This window comes from Nonomuraea cypriaca, assembly GCF_015645445.1.
Taxonomy (GTDB): domain Bacteria; phylum Actinomycetota; class Actinomycetes; order Streptosporangiales; family Streptosporangiaceae; genus Nonomuraea; species Nonomuraea cypriaca.
The window spans coordinates 1-24,961 of the sequence record NZ_JADOGI010000012.1; the positions used below are offsets into that span (position 1 = coordinate 1).

21 protein-coding genes and 1 pseudogene are annotated in these 24,961 nt (G+C 70.7%); 16 read left to right on the forward strand and 6 right to left on the reverse strand.

The window, feature by feature from the left end:
• Positions 1–31 precede the first annotated feature (31 nt).
• The 4 genes from ITP53_RS06010 to ITP53_RS06025 are packed head-to-tail and all read right to left on the reverse strand — an operon-like array spanning position 32 to position 3,292.
• Positions 32–934 carry an amino acid ABC transporter permease gene (locus ITP53_RS06010; protein ID WP_195894286.1) on the reverse strand — a complete coding sequence of 301 codons (903 nt, stop codon included), beginning with the start codon at positions 932–934 and terminating at the stop codon, positions 32–34.
• Positions 931–1,599: an amino acid ABC transporter permease gene (locus ITP53_RS06015; RefSeq protein ID WP_195894287.1), complete on the reverse strand. Its 669-nt coding sequence runs from the start codon at positions 1,597–1,599 to the stop codon at positions 931–933. Before ITP53_RS06015 ends, ITP53_RS06010 begins: the two co-directional genes overlap by 4 nt.
• A 58-nt stretch (positions 1,600–1,657) precedes the next feature.
• Entirely contained in the window at positions 1,658–2,494 is an 837-nt protein-coding gene (locus tag ITP53_RS06020) for a glutamate ABC transporter substrate-binding protein (RefSeq protein WP_328814094.1), read from the reverse strand.
• A gap of 42 nt (positions 2,495–2,536) precedes the next feature.
• Positions 2,537–3,292, reverse strand: coding sequence for an amino acid ABC transporter ATP-binding protein (locus tag ITP53_RS06025; protein WP_328814095.1), 756 nt, complete (start codon positions 3,290–3,292; stop codon positions 2,537–2,539).
• A 138-nt stretch (positions 3,293–3,430) separates the two neighbouring features.
• Between ITP53_RS06025 and miaB the strand changes: the two genes are divergently transcribed.
• From miaB to ITP53_RS06045, 4 genes and pseudogenes are all read left to right on the forward strand, one after another.
• Positions 3,431–4,927 carry a tRNA (N6-isopentenyl adenosine(37)-C2)-methylthiotransferase MiaB gene (gene miaB, locus ITP53_RS06030; RefSeq protein WP_195894289.1) on the forward strand — a complete coding sequence of 499 codons (1,497 nt, stop codon included), beginning with the start codon at positions 3,431–3,433 and terminating at the stop codon, positions 4,925–4,927.
• Between the two features lie 872 nt (positions 4,928–5,799).
• A complete protein-coding gene (locus ITP53_RS06035) occupies positions 5,800–6,363 on the forward strand; it encodes a hypothetical protein (RefSeq protein ID WP_195894290.1) in 564 nt (187 codons plus the stop codon).
• 75 nt (positions 6,364–6,438) lie between these two features.
• Positions 6,439–7,178: pseudogene (locus ITP53_RS06040) on the forward strand (isocitrate lyase/PEP mutase family protein).
• A gap of 78 nt (positions 7,179–7,256) precedes the next feature.
• On the forward strand, positions 7,257–7,907 hold the full coding sequence (locus ITP53_RS06045; RefSeq protein WP_195894291.1) for a class III extradiol ring-cleavage dioxygenase family protein: 651 nt from the start codon (positions 7,257–7,259) through the stop codon (positions 7,905–7,907).
• On the opposite strand, the gene ITP53_RS06050 is transcribed toward ITP53_RS06045, so the two are convergent.
• Positions 7,883–8,797: a ribonuclease Z gene (locus tag ITP53_RS06050; RefSeq protein ID WP_195894292.1), complete on the reverse strand. Its 915-nt coding sequence runs from the start codon at positions 8,795–8,797 to the stop codon at positions 7,883–7,885. The genes ITP53_RS06045 and ITP53_RS06050 overlap by 25 nt on opposite strands.
• On the opposite strand from ITP53_RS06050, the gene ITP53_RS06055 reads away from it, so the two are divergent.
• From ITP53_RS06055 to ITP53_RS06080, 6 genes are read left to right on the forward strand one after another with little or no spacing between them, the layout of a single operon-like run.
• Positions 8,796–9,320 carry a methylated-DNA--[protein]-cysteine S-methyltransferase gene (locus tag ITP53_RS06055; RefSeq protein ID WP_195894293.1) on the forward strand — a complete coding sequence of 175 codons (525 nt, stop codon included), beginning with the start codon at positions 8,796–8,798 and terminating at the stop codon, positions 9,318–9,320. The genes ITP53_RS06050 and ITP53_RS06055 overlap by 2 nt on opposite strands.
• A 21-nt stretch (positions 9,321–9,341) precedes the next feature.
• Positions 9,342–10,247 (forward strand): tRNA (adenosine(37)-N6)-dimethylallyltransferase MiaA, encoded by a 906-nt coding sequence (gene miaA / locus ITP53_RS06060; RefSeq protein ID WP_195894294.1) that lies wholly within the window; start codon positions 9,342–9,344, stop codon positions 10,245–10,247.
• A 9-nt stretch (positions 10,248–10,256) separates the two neighbouring features.
• Positions 10,257–11,069 (forward strand): diaminopimelate epimerase, encoded by an 813-nt coding sequence (gene dapF, locus ITP53_RS06065; RefSeq protein ID WP_195894295.1) that lies wholly within the window; start codon positions 10,257–10,259, stop codon positions 11,067–11,069.
• A gap of 48 nt (positions 11,070–11,117) precedes the next feature.
• Positions 11,118–11,876, forward strand: a complete 759-nt coding sequence (locus ITP53_RS06070) for an SCO6745 family protein (RefSeq protein ID WP_236050502.1) — start codon at positions 11,118–11,120, stop codon at positions 11,874–11,876.
• A 19-nt stretch (positions 11,877–11,895) separates the two neighbouring features.
• The gene (locus ITP53_RS06075; protein ID WP_195894296.1) at positions 11,896–14,172 is read left to right on the forward strand and encodes a tetratricopeptide repeat protein; all 2,277 of its coding nucleotides are present in this window, start codon (positions 11,896–11,898) and stop codon (positions 14,170–14,172) included.
• A 2-nt stretch (positions 14,173–14,174) separates the two neighbouring features.
• Complete coding sequence (locus ITP53_RS06080) at positions 14,175–14,933, forward strand: SDR family NAD(P)-dependent oxidoreductase (protein WP_328814097.1); 759 nt, start codon at positions 14,175–14,177, stop codon at positions 14,931–14,933.
• A 46-nt stretch (positions 14,934–14,979) separates the two neighbouring features.
• On the opposite strand, the gene ITP53_RS06085 is transcribed toward ITP53_RS06080, so the two are convergent.
• Positions 14,980–15,972, reverse strand: coding sequence for a helix-turn-helix transcriptional regulator (locus ITP53_RS06085; RefSeq protein WP_195894297.1), 993 nt, complete (start codon positions 15,970–15,972; stop codon positions 14,980–14,982).
• Between the two features lie 159 nt (positions 15,973–16,131).
• Between ITP53_RS06085 and ITP53_RS06090 the strand changes: the two genes are divergently transcribed.
• The 6 genes from ITP53_RS06090 to ITP53_RS06115 all read left to right on the forward strand — a co-directional run bounded on the left by ITP53_RS06090 (position 16,132) and on the right by ITP53_RS06115 (position 24,958).
• Positions 16,132–18,570, forward strand: coding sequence for a GcvT family protein (locus tag ITP53_RS06090; RefSeq protein WP_195894298.1), 2,439 nt, complete (start codon positions 16,132–16,134; stop codon positions 18,568–18,570).
• Positions 18,567–19,769 carry a sarcosine oxidase subunit beta family protein gene (locus ITP53_RS06095; RefSeq protein ID WP_195894299.1) on the forward strand — a complete coding sequence of 401 codons (1,203 nt, stop codon included), beginning with the start codon at positions 18,567–18,569 and terminating at the stop codon, positions 19,767–19,769. The genes ITP53_RS06090 and ITP53_RS06095 overlap by 4 nt, the downstream gene beginning before the upstream one ends.
• On the forward strand, positions 19,769–20,011 hold the full coding sequence (locus ITP53_RS06100) for a sarcosine oxidase subunit delta (protein WP_195894300.1): 243 nt from the start codon (positions 19,769–19,771) through the stop codon (positions 20,009–20,011). Before ITP53_RS06095 ends, ITP53_RS06100 begins: the two co-directional genes overlap by 1 nt.
• A complete protein-coding gene (locus ITP53_RS06105; RefSeq protein ID WP_195894301.1) occupies positions 20,008–23,412 on the forward strand; it encodes a 2Fe-2S iron-sulfur cluster-binding protein in 3,405 nt (1,134 codons plus the stop codon). Before ITP53_RS06100 ends, ITP53_RS06105 begins: the two co-directional genes overlap by 4 nt.
• Before the next feature lie 101 nt (positions 23,413–23,513).
• Entirely contained in the window at positions 23,514–24,134 is a 621-nt protein-coding gene (locus ITP53_RS06110) for an HNH endonuclease family protein (protein ID WP_195894302.1), read from the forward strand.
• A gap of 65 nt (positions 24,135–24,199) precedes the next feature.
• Positions 24,200–24,958 (forward strand): endonuclease/exonuclease/phosphatase family protein, encoded by a 759-nt coding sequence (locus ITP53_RS06115; protein WP_195894303.1) that lies wholly within the window; start codon positions 24,200–24,202, stop codon positions 24,956–24,958.
• The last annotated feature ends 3 nt before the right edge of the window (positions 24,959–24,961 follow it).

Below are 24,961 nucleotides of genomic sequence, written 5' to 3' on the forward strand. Positions count from 1 at the left end.
GACCACCGCCGTTCCCGTGCCTGTCAGGGCGTCATTCCATCGTGGCGACGGCCTCCCTGCCGGGGCCGCCACCGGGACCCGTGCCGATCGCGGAAGGCGGCGCGATCGGGCCCGTGGGCGACTTGCGGCTGCGGCGGCTGCGCCGCTCCAGCCAGTGGGCGAGGTAGCTCAGCGCCATGTTGAGCGCCACGTAGATGACGCCGACGACGATCGCCGCCGGGATCAGCGAGCCGAAGAAGCGGGCCGGCAGGATCTTGAAGCCGTAGTTGAGCAGGTCGACGTAGGCGATGATGTAGCCGAGCGCGGTGTCCTTCAGCAGCACCACGAGTTGGCTGACGATGGCCGGCATCATCGCGGTGACCGCCTGCGGCAGCAGCACCAGGCGCATCACCTGGTTCTTGCGCATGCCCACGGCGTAAGCGGCCTCTGACTGGCCGTGCGGCATCGCGTTCACGCCCGCCCTGACGACCTCGGCCAGCACCGAGCCGTTGTAGAGCATCAGGCCGACCACGACCGCCATGAACGTGTAGTCGCCTGGCCCCGCCACGGCGGGCGCCAGGTAGAAGATGAAGAAGATCAGCAGCAGCAGCGGGATGGCCCTGAAGACCTCGACCACCACGCCCGCCGGGACGCGGATCCAGGCGTGGTCGGAGAGCCTGGCCAGTCCGAAGATCGCGCCGAAGGCCAGCGCGAGCAACGCGGCCACCGCGGCGGCCTCGAGCGTGCCGAGCAGGCCGGGAAGGATGTAGGAGGTCCAGGTCTCCGCTTGCAGGAACGGTTCCCAGATCTTGCCTTCCCACTGGCCCTTGGCGTCGAAGCCGGACCAGATGCCGTACAGGACGGCCGCCACCACCACGATGCTGACGAACGTGAGGATGCCGTTGCGCACCCGAGTGCGCGGCCCAGGGGCGTCGAACAGGACGGAGGTGCTCATCGGACCACCGCCAGTCGCCGGGCCAGCCACCCGGTGAAGTAGCCGATGGGCAGGGTCACGGCCATGAACGCCACCACAATGCCGAGGAAGATCGGGATCGAGGCCCCGACCTGGTCGAAAGACTCTTTCATGGCGGCCGCCGCGTCGGCGGCGAACCCGCCCGCCACGGCGACCGTGGTGTTCTTGATCATGGCGATCATCACGCTGCCCAGCGGCGCGACGACCGCGCGGAACGCCTGGGGCAGAATGATCAACGTCAGGGACTGCGTGAACGTCAGCCCGATCGCCCTGGCCGCCTCCGCCTGCCCGAGCGGCACCGTGTTGATCCCCGCGCGCAGCGCCTCGCAGACGAAGGCCGCCGTGTACGCCGACAGGCCCATCGCGACGATCCAGAACGAGTTTGTTCTGGGCACCTGGGAGAAGACCAGCCCGAGCTGGTCGCTGAGACCGAGCGAGGAGAAGGCCAGTACCAGCGTCAGGGGGGTGTTGCGCACCACGTTGACATATATCGTGCCGGCCGCGCGCAGGACCGGTGTGGGGGAAACTCGCATCGCCACCAGGATGGTGCCGAGTATCAGGGAGGCGATCGCGCCCACGATGGAGAGCTTGACGTTCTCCAGGAACCCCTGCGCGAGGTCGGGCGCGTACCTAATCAGATCTTCCATCGTGCTCCACCGCATAGGGCGGCGGCGGCCGGGACACCCGCCGCCGCCACTGGCGTGATCAGGCGCAGCCCTCCGGCGGCGGGGCCGTCTCGGAGAGCTTCAGACCCTGGATGCCGCCGAACCACTTGGTCAGCAACTGGCTGATGGTGCCGTTGTCCCACAGCTTCTTCACCGCGGCGTTGACGGCCTCGCAGGTCTTGGTGTCGCCCTTCTTCAGGCCGATGCCGTACTTCTCGTCCGTGAAGCCCTGGCCGAGCACCTTGAAGTTGCCGCCGGCCTGCTTGGCGAAGCCCGCCAGGATCAGGTCGTCGGTGGTGACGGCGTCGAGGTTGCTGCCGCTCAGCTTCTGCACGCACTCCGAGTAGTTGGCCGCGTCGACGGTGGTCGCGTCGAGGTCGAGCTCACCGTCCGGGGGCGGGTCGGTGATGCGGCGGTAGGAGTTGGAGCCGGCGGCCTTGCAGATCCTCTTGCCCACGAGGTTTTGAGGCGTGTTGATCGAGGTGTCGTCCTTGCGGACCATGACGTCCTGGTGGGCGACGACGTAGGGGCCGCCGAAGGTGACCTTGCCCTTGCGCTCCTCGGTGATGGAGTAGGAGGCGAAGATGATGTCGACCGTGCCGTTCTGGAGGAAGGGCTCGCGGTTGGACGAGGCCGACTCCTTCCACACGATCTCCACGTCCTTGCCGCCGGCGAGCTCCTTCACCACGGCCTTGGCCACGTCGACGTCGAACCCCTCGGGATCGTTGCCCACCTTCAGCCCCAGGCTCGGCTGGTCGTACTTCGTGCCGACCACGACCGTGCTGGCACCCTGGATCTTGTCCACCACGGTGGCGTAGGTCTGGCTCTCGCCGCCGCAGGCGGCCAGGCCGGCTACGAGAGCCGTCGCTGAGAGCACTGCTCCTGCTCGACGCATGTGCATGTGTACCTGCCTCAGTTATCAGTGCGTGAGGATCTTCGAAAGGAAGTCACGCGCCCGGTCGGTCTGCGCGTTGGTGAAGAACTCGTCAGGGGTGTTCTCCTCCACGATCTGCCCGTCCGCCATGAATACCACCCGATTGGCGGCTCTGCGGGCAAACCCCATCTCGTGCGTGACGACCATCATGGTCATCCCGTCACGCGCGAGCCCGATCATGACATCGAGCACCTCCTGCACCATCTCAGGGTCCAGTGCCGAGGTCGGCTCGTCGAAAAGGATCATCTTCGGGTCCATCGCCAGCGCCCTGGCGATCGCGACCCGCTGCTGCTGACCGCCGGAGAGCTGCGCGGGGTATTTGTCGGCCTGTGCCGAGATGCCCACACGCTCGAGCAACTCCATCGCCCGCTTGCTCGCCGCCTGCTTGGCGGTGCCGCGCACCTTGACGGGGCCGAGCGTGACGTTTTCCCTGATGGTCTTGTGAGCGAACAAATTGAACGATTGGAAGACCATACCGACTTCGGACCGCAACCTGGCCAGCGCCTTCCCTTCCTCGGGAAGCACCTGGCCGTCAAATACGATCTTCCCCTCGTCGATCGTCTCCAAGCGGTTGATCGCGCGGCAGAGGGTGGACTTCCCGCCGCCCGAAGGGCCGATGACGACAAGGACCTCGCCACGAGAGACGGTCAAGTTGATGTTCTTCAGGACGTGCAGCGCCCCGAAGTGCTTGTTGACGTTCTCCAGCTGAACCAGTGGAGTGACGTCGCCGTTCTCCGTCATGGACCAAAACGGTAGAGGGCATTAGGGCGCTGTGCACTAACTGAGCGGTACCGATCCGATCACATCCGGCCATCAAGCTGGTCTTTTAGATCGGTGAGGACCGTCCCAAGCCGGACAACGACTACCCTTGAACGTGCCATGACTGTGACCCAGGAGAGCGCCCGCACATACGAAGTGCGCACATACGGCTGCCAGATGAACGTGCACGACTCCGAGCGGCTGTCCGGCCTGCTGGAGGACGCCGGCTACGTGCCCGCGCCCGACGGTGAGACCGCCGACGTGGTGGTGTTCAACACGTGTGCCGTCCGGGAGAACGCCGACAACCGCCTTTACGGCAACCTCGGCCACCTCCGGCCGGCCAAGGTGAGCAACCCGCGCATGCAGATCGCCGTGGGCGGCTGCCTGGCGCAGAAGGACCAGGGCGAGATCGTCCGCAAGGCGCCGTGGGTCGACGTGGTGTTCGGCACGCACAACATCGGCTCCCTGCCGGTGCTGCTCGAGCGGGCCCGCATCGCGGGCGAGGCGCAGGTCGAGCTGAAGGAGTCGCTGGAGGTCTTCCCCTCCACGCTGCCCACCAAGCGCGAGTCGGCCTACGCCGCCTGGGTGGCCGTCTCCGTGGGCTGCAACAACACCTGCACGTTCTGCATCGTGCCTTCGCTGCGCGGCAAGGAGAAGGACCGCCGCCCCGGCGACGTGCTCGCCGAGGTCCAGACCCTGGTCGGCCAGGGCGTCCTCGAGGTCACGCTGCTCGGCCAGAACGTCAACACCTACGGCGTGGAGTTCGGCGACCGGCTCGCCTTCGGCAAGCTGCTGCGCTCCTGCGGCACGATCGAGGGCCTGGAGCGGGTCCGCTTCACCTCGCCGCACCCGGCCGCGTTCACCGACGACGTGATCGCCGCCATGGCCGAGACGCCCAACGTCATGCACCAGCTCCACATGCCGCTGCAGTCGGGCTCCGACCGCGTGCTGCGGGCGATGCGCCGCTCCTACCGCGCCGAGCGCTACCTCGGCATCATCGAGCGCGTACGCGCCGCGATGCCGGACGCGGCCATCTCGACCGACATCATCGTCGGCTTCCCCGGCGAGACGGAGGAGGACTTCCAGGGCACCCTGGAGGTCGTCCGGCAGAGCCGCTTCGCCAACGCCTTCACCTTCCAGTACTCCATCCGCCCCGGCACGCCGGCCGCGACCATGGACGACCAGATCCCCAAGGAGGTCGTCCAGGAGCGTTACGAGCGCCTGGTGGCCGTGCAGGAGGAGATCTCGTGGGAGGAGAACAAGAAGCAGGTGGGGCGCACGCTCGAGGTCCTGGTGGCCGAGGGCGAGGGGCGCAAGGACGACGCCACCCACCGCCTGTCCGGCCGCGCCGCCGACAACCGCCTGGTGCACTTCGCCGTCGGGTCCGAGGCGCCCAGGCCGGGTGACATGGTGACGGTCGACGTCACGTACGCGGCGCCGCACCACCTCGTGGCCGACGGGGCCGTGCGGGCGATCCGGCGGACGCGGGCGGGCGACGCCTGGGAGTCCCGCCGGTCGGCGCCCGCGCAGGGCTCCGGCGTCCTGCTCGGCATGCCCACGGTGGGCCGCCCGGCCCCCGCCCCTGCCACCCCTTCGGGTGCCTGCTCGGCCTCCTGAGCGCCTTCCCGACGCGCCCCTGACGCGACCCCGAGGACTTCTCCCAGCGCGCCCCTGAACTGGCCAGGAGCGCTTTTCCAGAAGTGCCGGGCCCAAAACAGTCCACGGGACTCTCAGGGCCCCTCTGGCCCTCTCAGCGCCTTCCCCAGGGTCGTGGGGGGCTCGGCCGGTTCGCCGGTCAGCGGCTGACGCGGTCCAGGAAGCTGTAGCAGGGTTCACGGCGGAAGTCGTGGAACGTGGCGCAGGGGTCCACGTCTCTTGGCTTGGATCGTTCCATATCGGGCGCACGAGGCGGCGCCTGTGGCACGGCGGAGCCACGTGGAGAGGGCGCGGCGGGTCGTACAGAAGAGGGCGGCTTCGTGCTGAACGGGGACGCGAGCGGCCGCGGCGACGGGACGACGGCGGCCGGCCCGGGGGGCGGGACGTCCCGGATCCACGGCGGTGGGACGGCTCGGATCCAGGGCGATTTCAGCGGTCCGGCGACGAGGTGCACCGGTCGTGTGGATGGTGTTTGGAACGTTCCGATCAGGGCGGCCGCGGGGGTCGTGGGGGCCTGTGGAATGGGCGATGGCGAATTTGATCTTGGAAAATGAGCGGTTTCCTGATCGAATTGCGAAAAGCTTTGCGGTGGCGGTTCGTGGGAGTTCGTGAATGCCAGGAAAATTCCCAGGGTGGCGGTCACGAGCACTCCGGCGGCTCCGGCGACGGGTGCCAGGCGAGTGCGGCCACCTGGGCAAATTGATCTCTGGGGGGACATATCGTGATTCCTTTGTGATTGGTGTGCGAGCATTCCGCCGCTGCGGCTAGTGTGGTGCATCACCCGCGGAAGCCGGCGAGCTTTCCCCGATACGACCGCAGGGGGCCGTAGCACCATGCAAGACCCGATTGAGCCGGATCATCAGGAGATCCTGATGGGGCCCGGTGACACCGGCCAGGAAACCAGGACAAGGCGCTCAAGGAAGAGACGCCCGGCGGACACGAAGAAGACCGCCGTCATCGCCGTCGCGGCGTTGGTCGCCGCGCTCGCGGCGGGCGGCGCCGGCTACATGCTGGCCACCGACTCCGCGAAGCCCGCGCAGCAGGGCAGCAGCCAGCCCGGGGCCACGCAGAGCGGCGGCGCGGACGAGGCGCTCCAGGAGGACGACGACGCCTCGATGGGCGACGCGGCCACCGACGCCCCTGGGGACGACCTGTCCGGCGGCTCTCCCGACGACGGCAGCATGGGCGACGCCGTCACCGACCCGGGCGTGGGCGGCGACGGGTCCACCGACACGGGCTCGACGGGCACCGACTCCTCCCGCGGCACTAACCAGAGCGGCAACGGCAAGAAGCCCACGACGTCCCCGACCAAGTCGCCGCAGGAGCCCGCGGCCGACAATCCTGCGGACGGCCCGGCGGGCACGGTCGGCGGCCAGTGCGCCACGAGCGGCTGCTGATCGCTCCGAGTGGCTTGTCGCTTTCCGGCCGTATTGGACCTGGGGCGGGGCTAGCCGGCTTCGTAGGCTCGCGGCATGACGACTGACAGCGCGGCCACCCTGCGTGCGCTGCATGTTCCTGGGAGCCCCCTCGTTCTGCCCAATGTGTGGGACGCCGCGTCCGCGCGCGCCGTACAGGAGGCGGGGTTTCCCGTGGTGGCCACCGGCAGCGCGGCCGTCGCGCGGGTGCTGGGCTACGAGGACGGCGAGGACACGCCGGTCGGCGAGATGATGGCGGCGATCGCCCGCATCGCCAGGGTCGTGGACGTGCCGGTCACCGCCGACGTCGAGCGCGGCTACGGGCTCAAGCCCGCCGAGCTCGCCGAACGGCTGGCCGAGGCCGGAGCCGTGGGATGCAACCTCGAGGACAGCGATCCACGCACCCACGAGCTGGTGGACGCCGGTGCGCAGGCGGAGTTCCTGGCCGGGGTGCGGACCGCCGCCGGGGACGAGCTTTGATCAACGCCAGAGTCGACACGTACCTCGTCGGCTCGACCGGGCGGGCGGCGGCGGTCGAGCGGGCGCGGCGCTACCTGGAGGCGGGGGCCGACTGTGTCTACCCGATCACGCTGGCGGACGACGGCGAGATCGAGGCACTGGTGGGCGAGGCCGGCGGGCCGGTGAACATCCTGTTCAGGCCGGGGGCTCCGTCGCTCCAGAGGCTGGCCGAGCTGGGCGTGGCCAGGATCAGTTTCGGTGGCGGGCTGCACCGCGCGGCCCACGTCCACGCGCAGGGGCTGTTCGCGAAGGTCCACGAAGGACAGAGCCCCTACTGAGCCCCTACTGAGCGGGGTCCGCGGAGGACGGGGGCCTACCGGGCGAGGGGCGCGGAGGGGCGACGTACGCTTGCGCACGTGCTTGTCGCCGCGGCCGTCTGCCCGCAAACCCCGCTGATCGTGTCCCGGTTGCACGACCTCAGAGCCGCCTGCCGCGCGACGGTCGCCGCCCTCCATGACGTCCGCGCCGACACGCTGGTCGTGGTGGGCGGGGCGGAGAGCGCCATCTCGTACGGCGGCCGCACGGCGGGCACCCTGCGCCCCTGGGGCATCGACGTCACGGTGGGCCACGGCGAGCCTGCGCTGCCGCTGTCGCTGACCCTCGGCCGCTGGCTGCTCGGGGACCGGGCACCCGACATGCTGCAGTCCGTGGCGTTCGACGCGACACCTCAGGAATGCCTCTTGGCGGGCGAAAGATTACGAAAAATCGGGAAAAGGGTGGCGCTGCTGGTCATGGCCGACGGCTCCGCCTGCCTCAGCCCCAGGGCTCCGGGCACGTACGACGACGCCGCGAAGCCGTACAACGACCTGATCACGATCGCCATCGCCCAGGCCGACCCCGCGACGCTGGCCGGCCTCGACCCCGCCCGAGCCGACCGGCTGTGGGTGAGCGGCCGGGCGGCCCTGCAGGTGCTGGCAGGCGCGGCGGGCAGGACGGCGTTCAGCGGCAGGCTGCTGGCCGAGGCGGCGCCCTTCGGCGTCGGCTACTTCGCCGGGCTGTGGACCTGACGGGTCGGCACGGGGATCTTCATCAGGTCGCGCGCGAGCACGACCTCGCCGTCGAAGCTGCGGCGTACGTCGTGGACGAACGACGGCTCGGCGTCGAACGCGTACCGCTCGGAGAAGTGCGTGAGCACCAGTCTGCGCACCCCCGCGTCGGCCGCCACGACCCCCGCCTCGAACGCCGTCAGATGCCCGTACTCCTTCGCCAGCGCGCTCTCGGAGGACAGGAACGTGGCCTCGATCACCAGCAGATCGACCCCGGACGCCAGCTCGAACACGGTGTCGCACAGCCGGGTGTCCATGACGAACGCCATGCTCTGCCCCGGTTTCTGAACGCTGCACTCGTCGAGCGTGACCCCCCTGACGGAGCCGGTCCGCTGCAGCTCGCTGATCTCCGGCCCGCGGATGCCGTGCGCGGCCAGCCGGTCGGGCAGCATCCGCCGCCCGTCCGGCTCCTGGACGCGATAGCCGTACGACTCGACGGGATGGGACAGGCGGCGCGCGGTCAGCGGCCCGACGCCGGCCAGGTCGCCGGAGATCGGGTGCTCCCTGATCACGGGCGTGTCGGCGAAGGCGGCGGCGTGCCGCAGCCGGCGCCAGTAGGTCTCGCCAGAGGCGGGGAACACCGCGCGCACCGGATGCCTGACCCGGTCGCGGGCGATGCGCTGGACGACCCCGGGCACGCCGAGGCAGTGGTCGCCGTGGAAGTGCGTGAGGCACAGCCAGTCGACGTCGTGGGCGCTCAACCCGGCGTGCACCATCTGCCGCTGCGTGCCCTCGCCGGGGTCGAAGAGGAAGCCCTGACCGTCCCAGCGCAGGAGGTAGCCGTTGTGGTTACGGTGTCGGGTGGGCACCGCGCTGGAGGTGCCGAGAACCACGAGTTCACGTGAGGACATGATGACCACGGTCGCGTTCGCGGAGGTGGAGACGCCGGTAGGGCAGTTCGTGCTGGCCATCACCGAGATAGGTCTCGTCGCGTCGGGATGGGCGTCGGGATGGGGGTCCGGGGCGCCGCCGGCCGACCGGCTCGGCCTGGCTGAGGTTCATGATGCGGATCGTACGGCCTTCGCCGTCGCGGAGCTCAACGCTTATTTCGCCGGCGACCTGCGGGCCTTCGAGACGCCCATCGACTGGCGCCTCATGTCCGGCGCGCGGCTACAGGTGCTCAAGGCCCTGTACGAGGTCCCGTACGGCACCGCCGTCACGTACGGCGAACTGGCCGCGCGCAGCGGCTCCAACGTGCCGGCCCGCGGCATCGGCGCCATCATGGGCGCCAACCCGATCCCCATCGTGATCCCCTGCCATCGCGTGATCGCCGGCAACGGCCTGGGCGGATTCAGCGGGGGCGTGGGCGTGGAGACCAAGCGCCGGCTGCTGACCCACGAGGGATACCTGCAGCCGACGCTGCTGGACCTCTGAAGTGTTGACACACTTGTCGGTGTGCGCAAGCAGCCAGTCATCGCCGTCGTGGGCCCCACCGCGGCCGGGAAGTCCGACCTCGCCGTGGAGATCGCGCTCCACCTCGGGGGAGAGTGCGTCAACGCCGACTCCATGCAGCTCTACCGTGGCATGGACATCGGCACGGCCAAGCTCACCCCCGCCGAGCAGCGCGGCGTGCCGCACCACCTGCTGGACGTCTGGGACGTCACGGTCACCGCGAGCGTGGCCGAGTACCAGCGGCTGGCCAGGGCCGTCATCGACGCCGTCGAGGTGCCGGTGCTGGTCGGCGGCAGCGGGCTCTACGTGCGGGCGGCCATCGACGACCTGGAGTTCCCAGGCACCGACCCGGAGATCAGGGCCAGGCTCGAGGCCGAACTGGCCGAGCGAGGCCCCGCCCCGCTTCACGAACGCCTCCGCGAGCGCGACCCGGCCGCCGCCGCGGCCATCCTGGCGAGCAACGGCCGCCGCATCGTCCGCGCGCTGGAGGTGATCGAGCACTCGGGACGCCCGTTCTCGGCCACGATGCCCTCCTACGACGCCGTACACCCGAGCGTGCAGATCGGCCTGGACGTCCCCAGACCGGAGCTGGACGAGCGGATCGAGGTCAGGGTGGCGCGGATGTGGCAGGCGGGCCTGGTCGACGAGGTGCGCGACCTGCTCGGCAAAGGACTCGCAGAAGGCCGCACGGCCGCCCGAGCCCTCGGATACGCCCAGGTCATCCGCTTCCTGGAAGGGGAGTGGAGCGAGGAGCATGCGATGGCGGAGACCGTCAGGGCCACCAGGCGCTTCGCCCGCCGCCAGGAGTCGTGGTTTCGCCGTGATCCCCGCGTGTGCTGGCTGCCGTACGACACACCCGATCTTGTCGAACGATCCCTCGCGCGAATCGCCGAACATCCTTACGCATAAACTTTTGTCATGCGCTTCCTCAAGGGTCACGGCACCGAGAACGACTTCGTCATCCTGCCCGATCCCGAGGGCGAGGTGGACGTGCCGGCCTCGCTGGTCGCGAGGATCTGCGACAGACGGGCCGGCATCGGCGCCGACGGCGTGCTCCGGGTGACGCGCACCGAGCACAACCCTGAGGTGGCCGAGCAGTCCGCCGCGGCCGAGTGGTTCATGGACTACCACAACGCCGACGGCAGCGTGCCCGAGATGTGCGGCAACGGCGTGCGGGTGTTCGCCCGCCACCTGATCGACGAGGGGCTGGAGAAGGGGCCGGAGTTCACGGTCGCGACCAGGGGCGGGGTGCGCACGATCCGCGTCGAGCCGAACGGCGACATCACGGTCGACATGGGCAAGCCCGTCGTCCGCGGCGAGAGCGTCACCACCGTCGGCTGCCAGGAATACACCGGCCTGCACGTCGACATGGGCAACCCCCACCTGGCCTGCGCCATCGGCGACCCCGTCGTCCAACTCGACCTCTCACACCAGCCGGGGTTCGACACCGCGATCTTCCCCGGCGGCGTCAACATCGAGTTGTTCAACCCCGTGGGCACCACCCGGGCGGTCATGCGCGTCTTCGAACGCGGCTCCGGCGAGACCCGCTCCTGCGGCACCGGCGCGGTGGCCACGGCGGTCGCCGCCGCGAGCATGACCGGCGACACCACCGGCACCTGGACGATCGAGGTGCTGGGCGGCACGCTGACCGTCATCCTCGACGAGGACACGAGCTATCTCTCCGGTCCCGCCGTCATCGTCGCCCGCGGGGAGCTGATGCTTGCAGAATGATGTTCTCCTGAGGGATGCTGGGTCTACTTCGCGAACTGAGAGGTGGACATGGCGGACCCACGTACCACTGCGATGCAGGTCAAGGCCCCTATCGGCCGGTTCGGCGGTGGATTCATGGTCTCGCGAGAGGCCAAGGCCGTCTGCGAGGAGTATGGCCTGGGCGCCCGTGAGCTCTACTTCAGAGGCCGGTGCGGCGTGCTGGGCGAGTGCGACGCCGACGTGGTCAACTCGGTCGTCGTCTTCTTCCCGCCCGAGCACGTCCAGAAGAGCTGGGACGCCGGCCGCGAGAAGCTCACCGCGGAGCGGGCCGTCGAGCTCTACGCCGAGGTGTGCCGCGCCTGGGGCAGGCGCAAGCTCGGCGCCCACGACGGCTGCGCCAGGATCGCCGAGCTGCTGGAGCGCGTCGTCGAGCGGGCCCCCTCCGCCGGTGCCCCGCTGTTCGCCGGCTGGCGGAGCGTCCCGCTGGCCGACGACCCGCCCGCCCGCGCCACGCAGCTCATGCACGTCGTACGCGAGCTCCGCGGCGGCCTGCACGCCAACGCCGTGATCGCGGCCGGTCTGCATCCGCTGGAGGCGACGCTGGCGACGGTCCACGACGGCACCCCGTTCGGGCACGCGACGGGGGAGGCGATCGCCAGGTTCTTCAACTGGCCGGAGCCGTACGCCGCGCCGGGCCCCGACGTGGTGTCACGCCGGGCGGCGGTCGAGGAGGCGACCGACGATCTGATGACGCCGGTATTTTCGGCCCTTGACAACAGCGAATCGGAGGAGCTGATCGGGCTCCTGCGTTTTGGGCACGTCCGTTGACCTGGCAGACTGACTGCCCATGGACGTGGACATCTGGGCCTGGGTCAGCGATACCCAGCAGCAGCTTTCCGAGGCGGGCAACGTTGGCCTCGCCATGGCGCTGGGAGACCTCCCCGCACAGGCCTACGACGGCCGCTATCCGCAGCTCGACGTCATGGCGCCGGCCATCGCCCAGCAGGCCGAGGCGCTGGAGCTGCCCTGGCTGGAGTTCTACGCCCGCTACTGGCATCTGATCGGCCGGATCGGCGACCGGGCCCAGGGCGCGGTCGCCGTCGAGGACGCGCAGCAGTTGCTGGCGTTCGCCCAGCGCGAAGACGTCCGCGAGTGCCCGGCCAACCCCGCGGCGGTCGAGGCGCTGGCCATCGCGTGGGCCAACGCCGACGGCCCTGGACACGCGACCGAGCGGCTGGAGACGCTGGGCGCGTTCATCGAGGACATGAGCCCGGAGAAGCCCGCCTTCGCCGGGCTCGTGACGCAGTACGTCGCGGCGCTCATCGACGCGGGCAAGCCCGCCGAGGCGGTGACCTACGCGGAGTCGGCCGTCGAGCGGCTGCGGGTCGCCGGGCGTGAGGCCAGCTGGGAGCTGGGCGCGGAGCGCGCCCGCGCGCTGCTGGCCGCGGACCGCGCGGCGGACGCGCTCGACGCGCTGCAGGAGGCGGCCGAGTTCCAGGCCGACGACCCGGTGGCCAAGGCCCACCGCGACGGCGTGCGCCGGGCGCTGATCCTGGCCACGCTGGAGCGCACCGCCGAGGCCGTCGACGCGCTGCCCGACCTCGACGTGGTCGGCGAGCACCCGCGCGTGTTCGTGGAGTGGGCGCGGGCGGTCACCCTGCTGGCCGGCTCCGCGCAGATCACCAACACCTGGCAGCTCGGCCGCGTGCTGCGCCAGTGGATGGACTACTTCGGCATGATGGGCGGCTACCGCGCCCGCGTCGAGCTCGCGCTGGTCGCGGGTGACCTGGCCGTCGGCAGGCAGGGGGTGTGGCAGGCCAGGCTGCTGGCCGACCTGGCCGAGTCCGGCATCGCCGAGTTGCGCGAGACCGGCGGGCTGGCCGAGCGCGTCGCCGCGCTGCGGGCCGCCGCCGACGCCGTCACCGAGCCCGAGCCGCCGGGCCAGCTGGAGGAGCGGGTCGGCCAGTTCGACGCCGCCGACGGCTTCAACGCCGACCCCGAGCGGTGGATCGGCTGGCTTGCGCCCCTGTCGGGCGAGGACATCGAGGCCACCCGCCGCCACACCACCACGCTCGGCTTCCTCGGCTACCCGGCCACCGGCGCCGACATCTACTGGAAGATGCTGGTCGACACCGGCGACATCGCCACCGCCGCGGACGACGACGTCTCCTACCTCACCACGCTGCTGATCGAGGCCCGCCAGGACGAGCGGCTGGAGCAGATGGCCGCGATGCTCCCGCACGCCGCCCAGTACGTCGCGCTGGCCCGGCTGCACAGCGCGCGTGAGCGCTGGCCGGAGGCGCTCGACGCGGCCGAGCACGCCGTCACGGCCGGCGCCGGGATCGACGCCCGCCGCCTGCTGTCCGGCGCCGCCCAGCAGCTCGACGAGAACGCCAGGGCCGCCCAGGTGCTGGTGGAGGTGCTCGACGAGCTCGAGGACGAGGACGTCTGGCGCATGGTCGTCATGGCGACCTCGGCCGAGGACTGGGAGACCGTGCGCAAGGGCGCGGCCAAGATCGGCATGCCGATCAAGTCCACGGAAGGCCCGATCGAGGAGGAGATGGGCCTCATCAGGGTCATCCTCCCCGCGCCGGACGGCGGGCAGCGGCAGGTGCTGTCGATCCGCACCGGCCCGGCCACCGCCAGGCTGGCCCTCCCGCAGCCGCGCGGCATGGACTACAACGCGGGCGACCTGGTCGTGTTCGACCCGCAGCTGCTGGAGCCCGTCCCCGACGACCCCAAGGAGCAGCAGAACTTCGTGCCGCCGTTCGCGGCGGTGCGCATCCTGCGGCCCGGCGGCTACACCAGCTACTTCTTCGACGGCGCCGCGCCGAGCGAGTCGGACTGGTCGGAGTTCACCGAGGTCATGGCCGAGCGCGGCTGGCCGATGTGGGTCTACAGCGACGAGAACTACACGGTCACCCACCCCTCCAGCGGTGAGCCGCTGCCCGGCGTGTTCGGCTGGGTCGCGGTGCCGCCGGACGTCTCCGCCGCCGAGGTCGACGCGCTGCTCGACGACGCCACCGAGCGGTGGGTGCACCCGCTGGCCTGGCTCGACCTGGCCCGCGAGATCGACGTCGAAGTCGAGCGGCACGAGCGGATCGTCAAGGAATACGGACTCTGACGGTGCTGGAGCGGTTCCGGCTCGACGGCAGGGTCGGCATCGTCACCGGCGCCTCGTCGGGCCTCGGCGTGGCCTTCGCGCGCGGCCTGGCCGAGGCGGGCGCCGACGTCGTGATCGGCGCCAGGCGCGCCGACCGGCTGGAGGAGACGCGGCGGCTGGTCGAGGAGACCGGCCGCCGGTGCCTGGCGGTGCCCACGGACGTGTCACGGCCGCAAGACTGCGACGCGCTCGTGGCCGCCGCGGTCGAGTCCATGGGCGGCGTCGACGTGCTGATCAACAACGCCGGGGTCGGCACCGCCGTGCCCGCGCTGCGCGAGCCGCCCGAGGAGTTCCGGCGGGTCGTCGACATCAACCTGCACGGCACCTACTGGATGGCGCAGGCGTGCGCCCGGGTGATGCGGCCGGGCTCGTCGATCGTCAACATCGGCAGCGTGCTCGCGGAGACCACCGCCGGGCTGCCGCAGGCGGCCTACACCGCGTCCAAGGCGGGGGTGATCGGGCTCACGCGTGACCTGGCCCAGCAGTGGACCGGGCGGCGTGGGATCCGGGTCAACTGCCTGGAGCCCGGCTACTTCGGCTCGGAGATGACCGATCAGTACATCCCCGGCTACCTGGAGCGCATGGTCGAGTCCCGGGTGATCATGGGGCGGCCGGGCGATCCGGCCGAACTGGTGGCCGCCGCGGTCTTCCTGGCGAGCGACGCGGCGTCGTACATCACCGGGGTGACGCTGCCGGTGGACGGCGGGATGCTGCTCACGTAGGGGCGCCCACCAGCAGGTCTCACGTAGGGGCCGGCCAACAGGTGTCTCACGCCGGGGGGACCAGCAGGTCGTGCCGGGCGGCGAGGAAGCCCGCGTGGAAGCGGGTCCGCGCGCCCAGGCGTTCGCAGAGCACCTGCACACGGCGCTGCACCGTACGCGGGCTGAGCCCGAGCTGCCTGGCGATGGCGTCGTCCTTCATGCCGGCCGCCAGCAGCGCCAGCACCTCCGTGTCCGGAGCCTGCGGCCACGTCTCGGTCTCCAGGGCGTCCGCCGACAGGCGGAGCGGCACCGCGGCCCGCCACAACGTCTCGAACAGCCCGACCAGGGCGTCCAGCAGCGCGGAAGGATGCACCACGAGCGCGCTCTCCACCGCCCGGTCCTCGTCGGAGACCAGGGGCAGGATGGCGGTGCCCGCGTCGGCGACGGCCAGCTTGACCGGCACCTGGCCGAGCCTGGCCTGCTCGCCGTCGGCGATGGCGCGGCGCGTGTGGGCCAGCATGCCCGGATGCTCGAACGCCAGCGGGCTGTAGATGCCCCGTATGGGCGCTCCCTGGCGAGCGGCCCGGCGGCGGTTCTCCCGATCGTCGCTGATGTCCACCGCGTACGGCGGATGCACGAGCACCAGCATCTCCTGGGTGGCGCCCCGTTCGAGCTGGAGATACCGGCGGGCCACGGCGTCGCGGCCGCTCACCACCTCCAGCACCTCCTCCGGGTGTGGCCCGGTGCGCTCGGCGACCTCGGTGGCCAGCAGCGCGGCCGCCGCCCTGCTGTGCGTGATCTCCTCCTGGCGGCGCGCGACGAGGATGTCGATGGCGACGTTCGGTGGCGTGGCGATGAGCCGCAGCGGCCGGCCGGCCACGCGCGAGGCGAGCCCGAGGTCCTCCAGCCTGGGCAGCATGCGGCGGATGGCGGCGGCGGACGAGCCGGTCTCCGCGGCCAGCTCGTTCAGCGTGGCGGGCCCGTGCCTGAGCAGGGAGCGGTACGCGCCTTCCTCGGCGACCGTCACCCCGAGCCCTTCAAGTAAGCGCCGCTGCGCCATGCTCCCACCCCCGACGTGCCATGATCCGCAATCAGCGTATGGCGACCGCGTGCAGCGGTCCACCACGGGCGCCCGCGCTCTTGTTCGGAGGTGCGCGGCACTCTATGGTCGTTGCGTAGTCCGATACGTGTTGCGTATTAAGGAACAATCGGAGGCGTCATGAGTCAGCCCCGTTTGGTGATCATTGGGGCGGGGATCGTGGGATGTGCCCTCGCGGACGAGTTCACCGAGCGGGGGTGGACCGATGTCACCGTTCTCGACCAGGGTCCGCTCTTCGCCGCCGGCGGGTCCAGCTCGCACGCGCCGGGGCTCGTTTTCCAGACGAACCCGTCGAAGACGATGACCGAGTTCGCCTCCTACACCGTGCGCAAGTACACCGGGCTCGGGGAGGACTGCTTCCGCCAGGTGGGCGGCCTGGAGGTGGCCACCACCCCGGAGCGCTGGGCCGACCTGCACCGCAAGGCCGGCTGGGCCGAGTCGTGGGGCGTCGAGGGGCGGCTGGTCGACGCCGGCGCCTGCGCCGCGATGTGGCCGCTGCTGGACCGGGACCGGGTGCTCGGCGGGTTCCACGTGCCGAGCGACGGGCTGGCCGGCGCGGTCGCCTGCGGGCGGGTGCAGGCCGCGCGGGCCACCGAACGCGGCGCCACGTTCCTGCCCCGGCACACGGTGGTGGGCATCGAGCAGCACGGCGGCCGGGTCACCGGCGTGTGCGCGCTGACCGCCGGCGAGCACCGGACGATCCCCGCCGACGTGGTGGTGTGCGCGGCGGGCTTCTGGGGTCCCTCGATCGGGAGGATGGCCGGGCTCACCGTGCCGTTGCTGCCCCTGGCCCACCAGTACGCCAAGTCCGGCCCCCTGCCGCTACAGCCCGACGGCCCCATCCTCCGGCACCAGGACCGCGACCTCTACTTCCGCCGGCACGGCGACCGCGTCGGCATCGGCTCGTACGCCCACCGCCCCATGCCGGTCGCTCAGGAGGAGATCGGCCCCAAGGGCACAACGATGCCGTCGGTGCAGGCGTTCACCGAGGACGACTTCGACCCCGCCTGGCGGGACGCGGTCGAGCTGCTGCCCGCGCTCGGCGAGTCCAAGTACGAGGACGGCATCAACGGCGTCTTCTCCTTCACGCCCGACGGTTTCCCGCTGATCGGCGAGGCGCCGCACCTCGACGGCTTCTGGCTGGCCGAGGCCGTCTGGGTGACGCACTCGGCCGGGGTCGCGCGGGCGCTGGCCGAGGTGCTCGTGTCCGGGCGCTCGGAGTTCGACCTGCACGAGTGCGAGCTCAACCGGTTCGAGCAGACGCAGCTCGCGCCCGCGTTCGTCGAGGAGCGCGGCAAGCAGAACTTCGTCGAGGTCTACGACGTCATCCACCCGCTGCAGCCGATGGAGTCGCCGCGGCCGCTGCGAACCAGCCCGTTCTACCCGCGGCAGCGGGAGCTGGGCGGGTTCTTCCTGGAGGCGGCGGGGTGGGAGCGGCCGCACTGGTTCGAGTCGAACGTGCCGCTTCTGGAGGATCTCGTGAAGCGGCGCAGGGCCGAGCCCGGCGAGGACCACGAGATGGCCGTTGAGCCGTTCCTGGGCGCCGCGCAGCGGGACGAGTGGGCGAGCCGTTACTGGTCGCCGATCGCCGCCGCGGAGTCGTACGCGACCAGGGAGCGGGTGGCGCTCTACGACATGACGCCGCTCAAGCGGATCGAGGTGAGCGGGCCGGGTTCGGCGGCGTTCCTGCAGCGCATGACCACGAACAACGTGGACAGGAAGCCCGGCTCCGTCACGTACACGCTGCTGCTGGACAGCGGCGGCGGCATCCGGTCGGATCTCACGGTGGCGCGGCTGGAGGAGGACGTCTTCCAGGTCGGCGCGAACGGCAACCTCGACCTCGACTGGCTGACCCGGCACGCTCCCGGCGGGGTGCGGGTGCGCGACCTGACGCCGGGCACCTGCTGCGTCGGCGTGTGGGGACCGCGGGCCAGGGAGCTGGTGGAGGGCCTCACCGATATGGACGTGTCCCACGACGGTTTCCGCTATTTCACCTGTAAATCCGGATACGTCGGGCAGGTGCCGGTGCTCGCGATGCGGGTCTCGTACGTGGGGGAGCTGGGCTGGGAGCTCTACACCACGGCCGACATGGGGCTCAAGCTGTGGGACACGCTCTGGTCACCGGGGTTGGCGACCACGGGCGGGCGGGCCGCGTTCAACTCCCTGCGGCTGGAGAAGGGCTACCGGTCGTGGGGCGTCGACATGACGACCGAGCACAACCCGTACGAGGCCGGGCTGGCCTTCGCCGTCAAGGACGGCAAGGACTTCGTCGGCCGCGACGCGCTGTCCACCGACATCAACCGCAAACTGGTGCCGCTGCTCAGCACCGAGGTCGTCATGGGCAAGGAGCCGGTGCGCCACGACGGCCGTACCGTCGGGTATGTCACGAGCGCGGCCTACGGTCACACGATCCAGCGGCCCATCGCGTACGCCTGGTTGCCGATCGAGCTCGCCGAGCCCGGGACACACGTGGATATTTCATACTTCGGCCGCCGCGTCCCCGCGGAGGTCGCCGCCGAACCGTTGTTCGACCCCGGGATGGAGAAGATCAGGCGTTGACCCACCCCGAATTCCTCTGGCGCAACCCCGACCCCAAGCCGGCCTACGACGTGGTGATCGTGGGCGGTGGCGGGCACGGGCTGGCGACCGCGTACTACCTGGCCAGGAACCACGGCATCACGAACGTCGCCGTCCTGGAGAAGGGCTGGCTGGCCGGCGGCAACGTGGCCCGCAACACCACGATCATCCGCTCCAACTACCTGTGGGACGAGAGCGCCGCGATCTACGAGCACTCGCTGAAGCTGTGGGAGGGGCTGAGCGCGGAGCTGGACTACGACCTGCAGTTCAGCCAGCGCGGGGTGCTCAACCTGGCGCACAACCTGGGCGACGTGCGCGAGGGCCGGCGGCGGGTGAACGCCAACCGGCTCAACGGCGTGGACGCCGAGTGGCTCGACGCGGACGAGGTCAAGAAGTTCTGCCCGATCATCAACGTGTCCGGCCGGGCACGCTACCCGGTCATGGGGGCCACCCTGCAGCGGCGGGGCGGCATCGCCAAGCACGATCACGTGGCCTGGGCGCTGGCCCGCAAGGCGGACGCGTACGGGATCGACCTGATCCAGGGGTGCGAGGTCACCGGGTTCGAGATCACCGGCAGCAGGGTGACGGCCGTGGAGACCTCGCGTGGGCGGATCGCCGCAGGGAAGGTCGCGCTCGCCTCGGCCGGGCACACGTCGGTGCTCGCCGAGCGGGCCGGGATCCGGCTGCCGCTGCAGTCGCACCCGCTCCAGGCGCTGGTGTCGGAGCTGCTGGAGCCGCTGCTCGACTGCGTGGTCATGTCGAACGCCGTCCACGTGTACGTCAGCCAGGCCCACAAGGGCGAACTCGTCATGGGGGCCGGGATCGACGCGTACAACTCCTACGGGCAGCGCGGCGGGATCCACGTGATCGAGGCGCAGATGGCGGCGGCGCTGGAGCTGTTCCCGATCTTCAGCCGGGTACGCGTGCTGCGCACCTGGGCCGGCATCGTGGACGTCTCCCCGGACGCCTCGCCCATCATCGGCAGGACCCCCGTCGACGGTTTCTACATCAACGCCGGCTGGGGCACCGGCGGCTTCAAGGCCACGCCAGGCTCCGGCTGGGTGTACGCCCACACGATCGCCGAGGGGACGCCGCATCCGCTGGCGGAGCCGTTCGCGCTGGACAGGTTCACCACGGGGGCGCTCATCGACGAGCACGGCGCGGCGGCGGTGGCGCACTGATGCTGCTGATCGACTGCCCGCACTGCGGCCCCCGCGACGAGAACGAGTTCCACTACGGCGGCCAGGCCGGCATCGCCTACCCGACCGGTGACGTGCCGGACGAGGAGTGGGCCGAGTACGTGTTCATGCGCGACAACCCCAAGGGCTGGTTCCACGAGCGCTGGTTCCACGTACACGGCTGCCGCACCTGGTTCGCGGTCGAGCGGCACACGGTCACTCACGAGATCCGGAAGGCGCCATGAGGTTCACGTTCGACGGCCGTCCGCTGCGCGGCGAGCCGGGTGACACGCTGGCCGCCGCGTTGCTGCGCAACGGCGTGCGGGTGGTGGGGCGCAGCGTGGAGCTCGGGCGCCCGCGCGGGATCTTCACCGCCGGCCCCGAGGAGCCCAACGCGCTGGTACGCGTGGGCGCCGACCCCATGCTTGCCGCCACCACCGTGGAGTTGTACGACGGGCTGGAGGCGTGGAGCCTGCGCGGCAAGGGCCGGGTGGACCTCGACGCGGCGGACGACCGGCGTTGCGACAAGGGCTATCTGCACTGCGACGTGCTGGTGGTCGGCGGCGGCCCCGCCGGGCTGGCCGCCACGGTCGCGGCCGGTCGTTCCGGCGCGCGGGTCGTCCTCGTCGACGACCAGCCTGTTCTGGGTGGTGACCTGCTGAACAGCCGGGTGCTGCTGGACGGCGCGCCGGCGCTGGACTGGGTCACGGGGCTCGCGTCGCCTGCTCGGGTCCTCACCAGGACGACGGCGATCGGCTATTACGACCACAACTACGTGGTGGCCGTCGAGCGCCGGGCCGGGGGCGAGCGGTTGTGGCACATCAGGGCGCGGCGGGTGGTGCTGGCGACGGGGGCGCACGAGCGCTCGGTCGCCTTCCCCGGCAACGACCGGCCCGGGGTGATGCTGGCCTCGGCCGCGCGGACCTACGCGAACCGGTACGGCGTGCCGGCTGGGCGGCGGGCGGTGGTGTTCGCCTGCGCGGACTCCGGCTACGAGGCGGCCCGCGACCTCATGGCCCGCGGGGTGGACGTGATCGCCGTCGTCGATCCGCGCCCCGAAGGGCTCGACATCGCGGGGACGACGGTGCTGGCCGGGCAGGTGGTGACCGGGACGACGGGTGACGCGGACGGCGTGCTCAACGGCGTGCGGGTGGGCGACCGGCACTTCGAGGCCGACCTGCTGGCCGTGGCGGGTGGCTGGAACCCGGTCGTGCACCTGTTCAGTCAGTCGCGGGGGCGGGTTCGGTTCGACGAGGACCTGCAGGCTTTCGTCCCGGGCGTCTCGGCCCAGGCGGAGCGGTCGGCCGGCGCCTGCAGGGGCGTCTACGGCACCCGAGAGGCCATCGCCGACGGCCACGCGGCGGGCGCGCAGGCCGCCGAACTGGCGCTCACGGCCGGCCCGGCCGGCCCGGTCCGCGCCGCCGATCCGGTCCACGCGGCCGATCCGGTCCACGCGGCCGGGGCGGTCGAGTGGACGCATGAGGGGGACGACCACGCGGCTGGGACGGCTGACCCGCCGGGCGAAGGTGTCGCCTTCCGGGTGCCGGAGAGTGATGAGCGGCCCCTGCGGTCGCCGGCGGCCCTGTGGTGGGTCGAAGGGGACTCCTCGGAGCCGGCCTTCGCGGACCTGCAGCGGGACGTCACCGTGGCGGACCTGGCCAGGGCCACCGGGACCGGCATGCGCTCGGTGGAGCACGTCAAGCGCTACACCACCGCGGGCACCGGCGCCGACCAGGGCAAGACGTCGGGAGCGGGTGTCGTGGGCGTGATGTCCGCCCTCCTCGGCGCCGATCCCGGCCAGGTCGGCACCACGACGTTCCGGCCGCCGTACACGCCGGTGTCCTTCGCCACCCTGGCGGGACGCGATCGCGGCGGGCTGTCCGACCCCATCAGGACTACCGCCATGCACGACGCGCACGTCGCGCGCGGAGCCGTGTTCGAGGACGTCGGTCAGTGGAAGCGCCCGTGGTACTTCCCGCGGGACGGCGAGTCGATGGAGGATGCGGTGCTGCGCGAGTGCCGGGCGGCTCGTACAGCGGTGGCCGCCATGGACGCCTCGACCCTCGGCAAGATCGACATCCGTGGCGCGGACGCGGGCGAGTTCCTCGATCGCGTCTACACGAACATGTACTCCACGCTCGCCGTCGGCGCCTGCCGCTACGGGCTGATGTGCACGGCGGACGGGATGGTGTTCGACGACGGCACCACGACCAGGCTCGCCGAGGACCACTATCTGATGACCACGACCACGGGTAAGGCCGCCGCCGTGCTCGACTGGCTGGAGGAGTGGCGGCAGACGGAGTGGCCGGACCTGGACGTGTCGTTCACCTCGGTCACGGATCACTGGGCGACGGTCGCCGTCGCCGGCCCGCGCGCCCGTGAGGTCATCGCCGTCCTCGCGCCGGGGGCGGCCGACCTGGCCTTCATGCGGTACGTGAGCACGCCCGTGCTCGGCGTGGACGGGCGGGTGTTCAGGATCAGCTTCTCGGGCGAGTTGGCGTACGAGGTGAACGTGCCCTGGCGGTATGGCAGGGCGCTGTGGGAGGCGGTGCTGGACCTTGGCGCGGTGCCGTACGGGACCGAGACCATGCACGTGCTACGGGCGGAGAAGGGGTTCGCGATCGTCGGCCAGGAGACCGACGGGACGGTCACCCCGCAGGACCTCGGCATGTCGTGGATCGTCTCCAAGCGCAAGCCGGACTTCGTCGGCAAACGCTCCCACGCCCGCCCGGACACCGCCAGGACCGACCGCAAACACCTGGTCGGCCTGCTCCCCGACGACCCGGCGACCCTGGTGGAAGAGGGCGCGCAACTGATCGCGCCCACCAGCCTCCCGAACGGCGTCCTCGCGGACGGCGGGGTGGCGGGCAGCGGGCTCACGGGTGCTGAGATGGGTGCTGCGTCCATGCTCGGTCACGTGACCTCCAGTTACCGGAGTGCCGCGCTTGGCCGTACGTTCTGCCTGGCCCTGGCGCGGGAGGTCGCACCTGGGGACCGGCTCACGGCGGTGTCCGGGGGAGCGGCGCACGGCGTGACCGTCGTGGAGCCCGTCTTCTACGATCCGGAGAACGCCCGCCGCGACGGCGACCGCCAACCTCCCGCCCCGCCCGTGACCGGGGACCGCGCGGAGAGCCCGGTACGGCCTGCCGCGACACCACCCTTGACCGGGGACCGTGTCCCGGCATGGGCTGTCGCGATACCGCCCGCGATCGGGGATCGCGCGGAGAGCCCGGGCGCCGCCTTCGCTGACCGCTTCCAGGCCGTGAGCGGTCCGGTGGTACGCCTGCGCGAGGTTCCGTTCGAGCCGATGTGGGAGGTTCGCGGGACGGACCCGGGTGTGGGCCTCCGTCTGGGCCCGGCCTGGTGGTTCGTTTCCGGAAATATCACACCAGGGCCCGGCTGGGTGGACGTGTCAGGACAGCGTACGATCCTGGAGCTCTCCGGCCCCTCGGCTCATGACGTCCTGATCACCGGATGCCCCATCGACCTGCACCCGTCGGCCTTTCCCGGCCACGCCCAGACCCTGCTGGCCAAGACCTCGGTGCTCCTGGAGCAGCGAGCCCCGGACACGTACCGCGTCTACGTAAGATCATCTTTCACGAAATACCTGGCAGAGTGGCTGATCGACGCCATCATGGCGTTATAAGACCATTTAAGGGCACTTTCTATACCTAGACTTTGCAAAAACGGTCTTGGGGGTAGCAGGTGCGGGTTCGGGCGTTCACGGCCGGTTTGGCCATCACGGCGATGTTGACCGGCTGTGGAGGGCTTGAGGCGGGCTCCGCGGGGCCCGCCGAGCCCGACTCGGCATCCGTGTCGGAGGCCCGCGAGAAACTGGCCGATCTCGCCGTCAAGGGCCGCGCCCCCAAGACGGGCTTCGACCGCGACGAGTTCGGCCCCGCCTGGTCCGACGTGGACCGCAACGGCTGCGACACCCGTAACGACATACTCAAGCGCGACCTGGAGAACGAGACGTTCAGGGCCGGCACCAAGGACTGCATCGTGCTGACCGGCACGCTGGATGACCCGTTCAGCGGCAAGACGATCGAGTTCGAGCGCGGTCAGGACACCAGCTCGGAGGTCCAGATCGATCACCTGGTGCCGCTGTCGGACGCCTGGCAGAAGGGCGCGCAGCAGTGGTCGGAGACCAAGCGCAAGGAGTTCGCCAACGACCCGCTGAACCTCCTCGCCGTGGACGGCCCCCTGAACGGTCAGAAGAGTGACTCCGACGCCGCCACCTGGCTCCCGCCGCGCAAGTCGTACCGCTGCGCCTACATCGCCCGCCAGATCGACGTGAAGGCGAAGTACGACGTCTGGATCACCGCGGCGGAGAAGGACGCCATGGAGACCATCCTCGACGGCTGCTGACGGCTATACGGTCAGTCATGATGTCCGTAAGATCCGTGGGCATGCGCGTGAAACACCGGATTTCTGTGATCGCAGCGTTAGCGCTGGCCGCCACCGCCGTACCTGCCGGTGCTGCACAGGCCGCGACGAGCCTCGTCGTCCTCGGCTGGAACATCCACGGCGAGAGCGCCGACATGACGGCCATCGCGAAGGTGATCCGCGACAGCGGCGCCAACATCGTCACACTCCAGGAGATCCACCGCAGGCCGGACGCCGACCAGGTGCGGCAACTGGCCGACGAACTCGGCTGGAACATCACCGCCAACGCCCACTTCGGCGCCGGCGACAACGTCGGCCCTTGTGACGACCCGCAACCGGGTATGGCCGGCAACGCGATCCTGTCCTCGTACAAGATCCTCGAACGGGTCACCATCCCGCTCACCGACTTCGCCACCTGCCCGGTCAACCGCTCCATGGCCGGCGCCAAACTCGACCTCGGCGGCGGCACGTCGATCACGGTCTTCAGCACCCACCTGTCGCCCGGCCTGTCGGCGACCTCAGTGGCCCGCCGCGAGGCCCAGGCGGACAAGGTGCGTACGTATTTCGGCTCCAGAACCGGCCTGATCCTCACCGGCGACTTCAACGCCAAGCCCACCGACACGCTCTCGAGGAAGTTCGTGAGCGCGGGCTGGCTGGACACCGGCGCCAAGTACGCGAACAAGCCCACCCTCGGCGACGCCCGCATCGACTACATCTACACCAAGGGCGTCACGACCACGAGCGGCTCCGTACTGTCGACCACCGCCTCCGACCACCGGCCACTCGTCATGCGCATGACGCGCTGACCA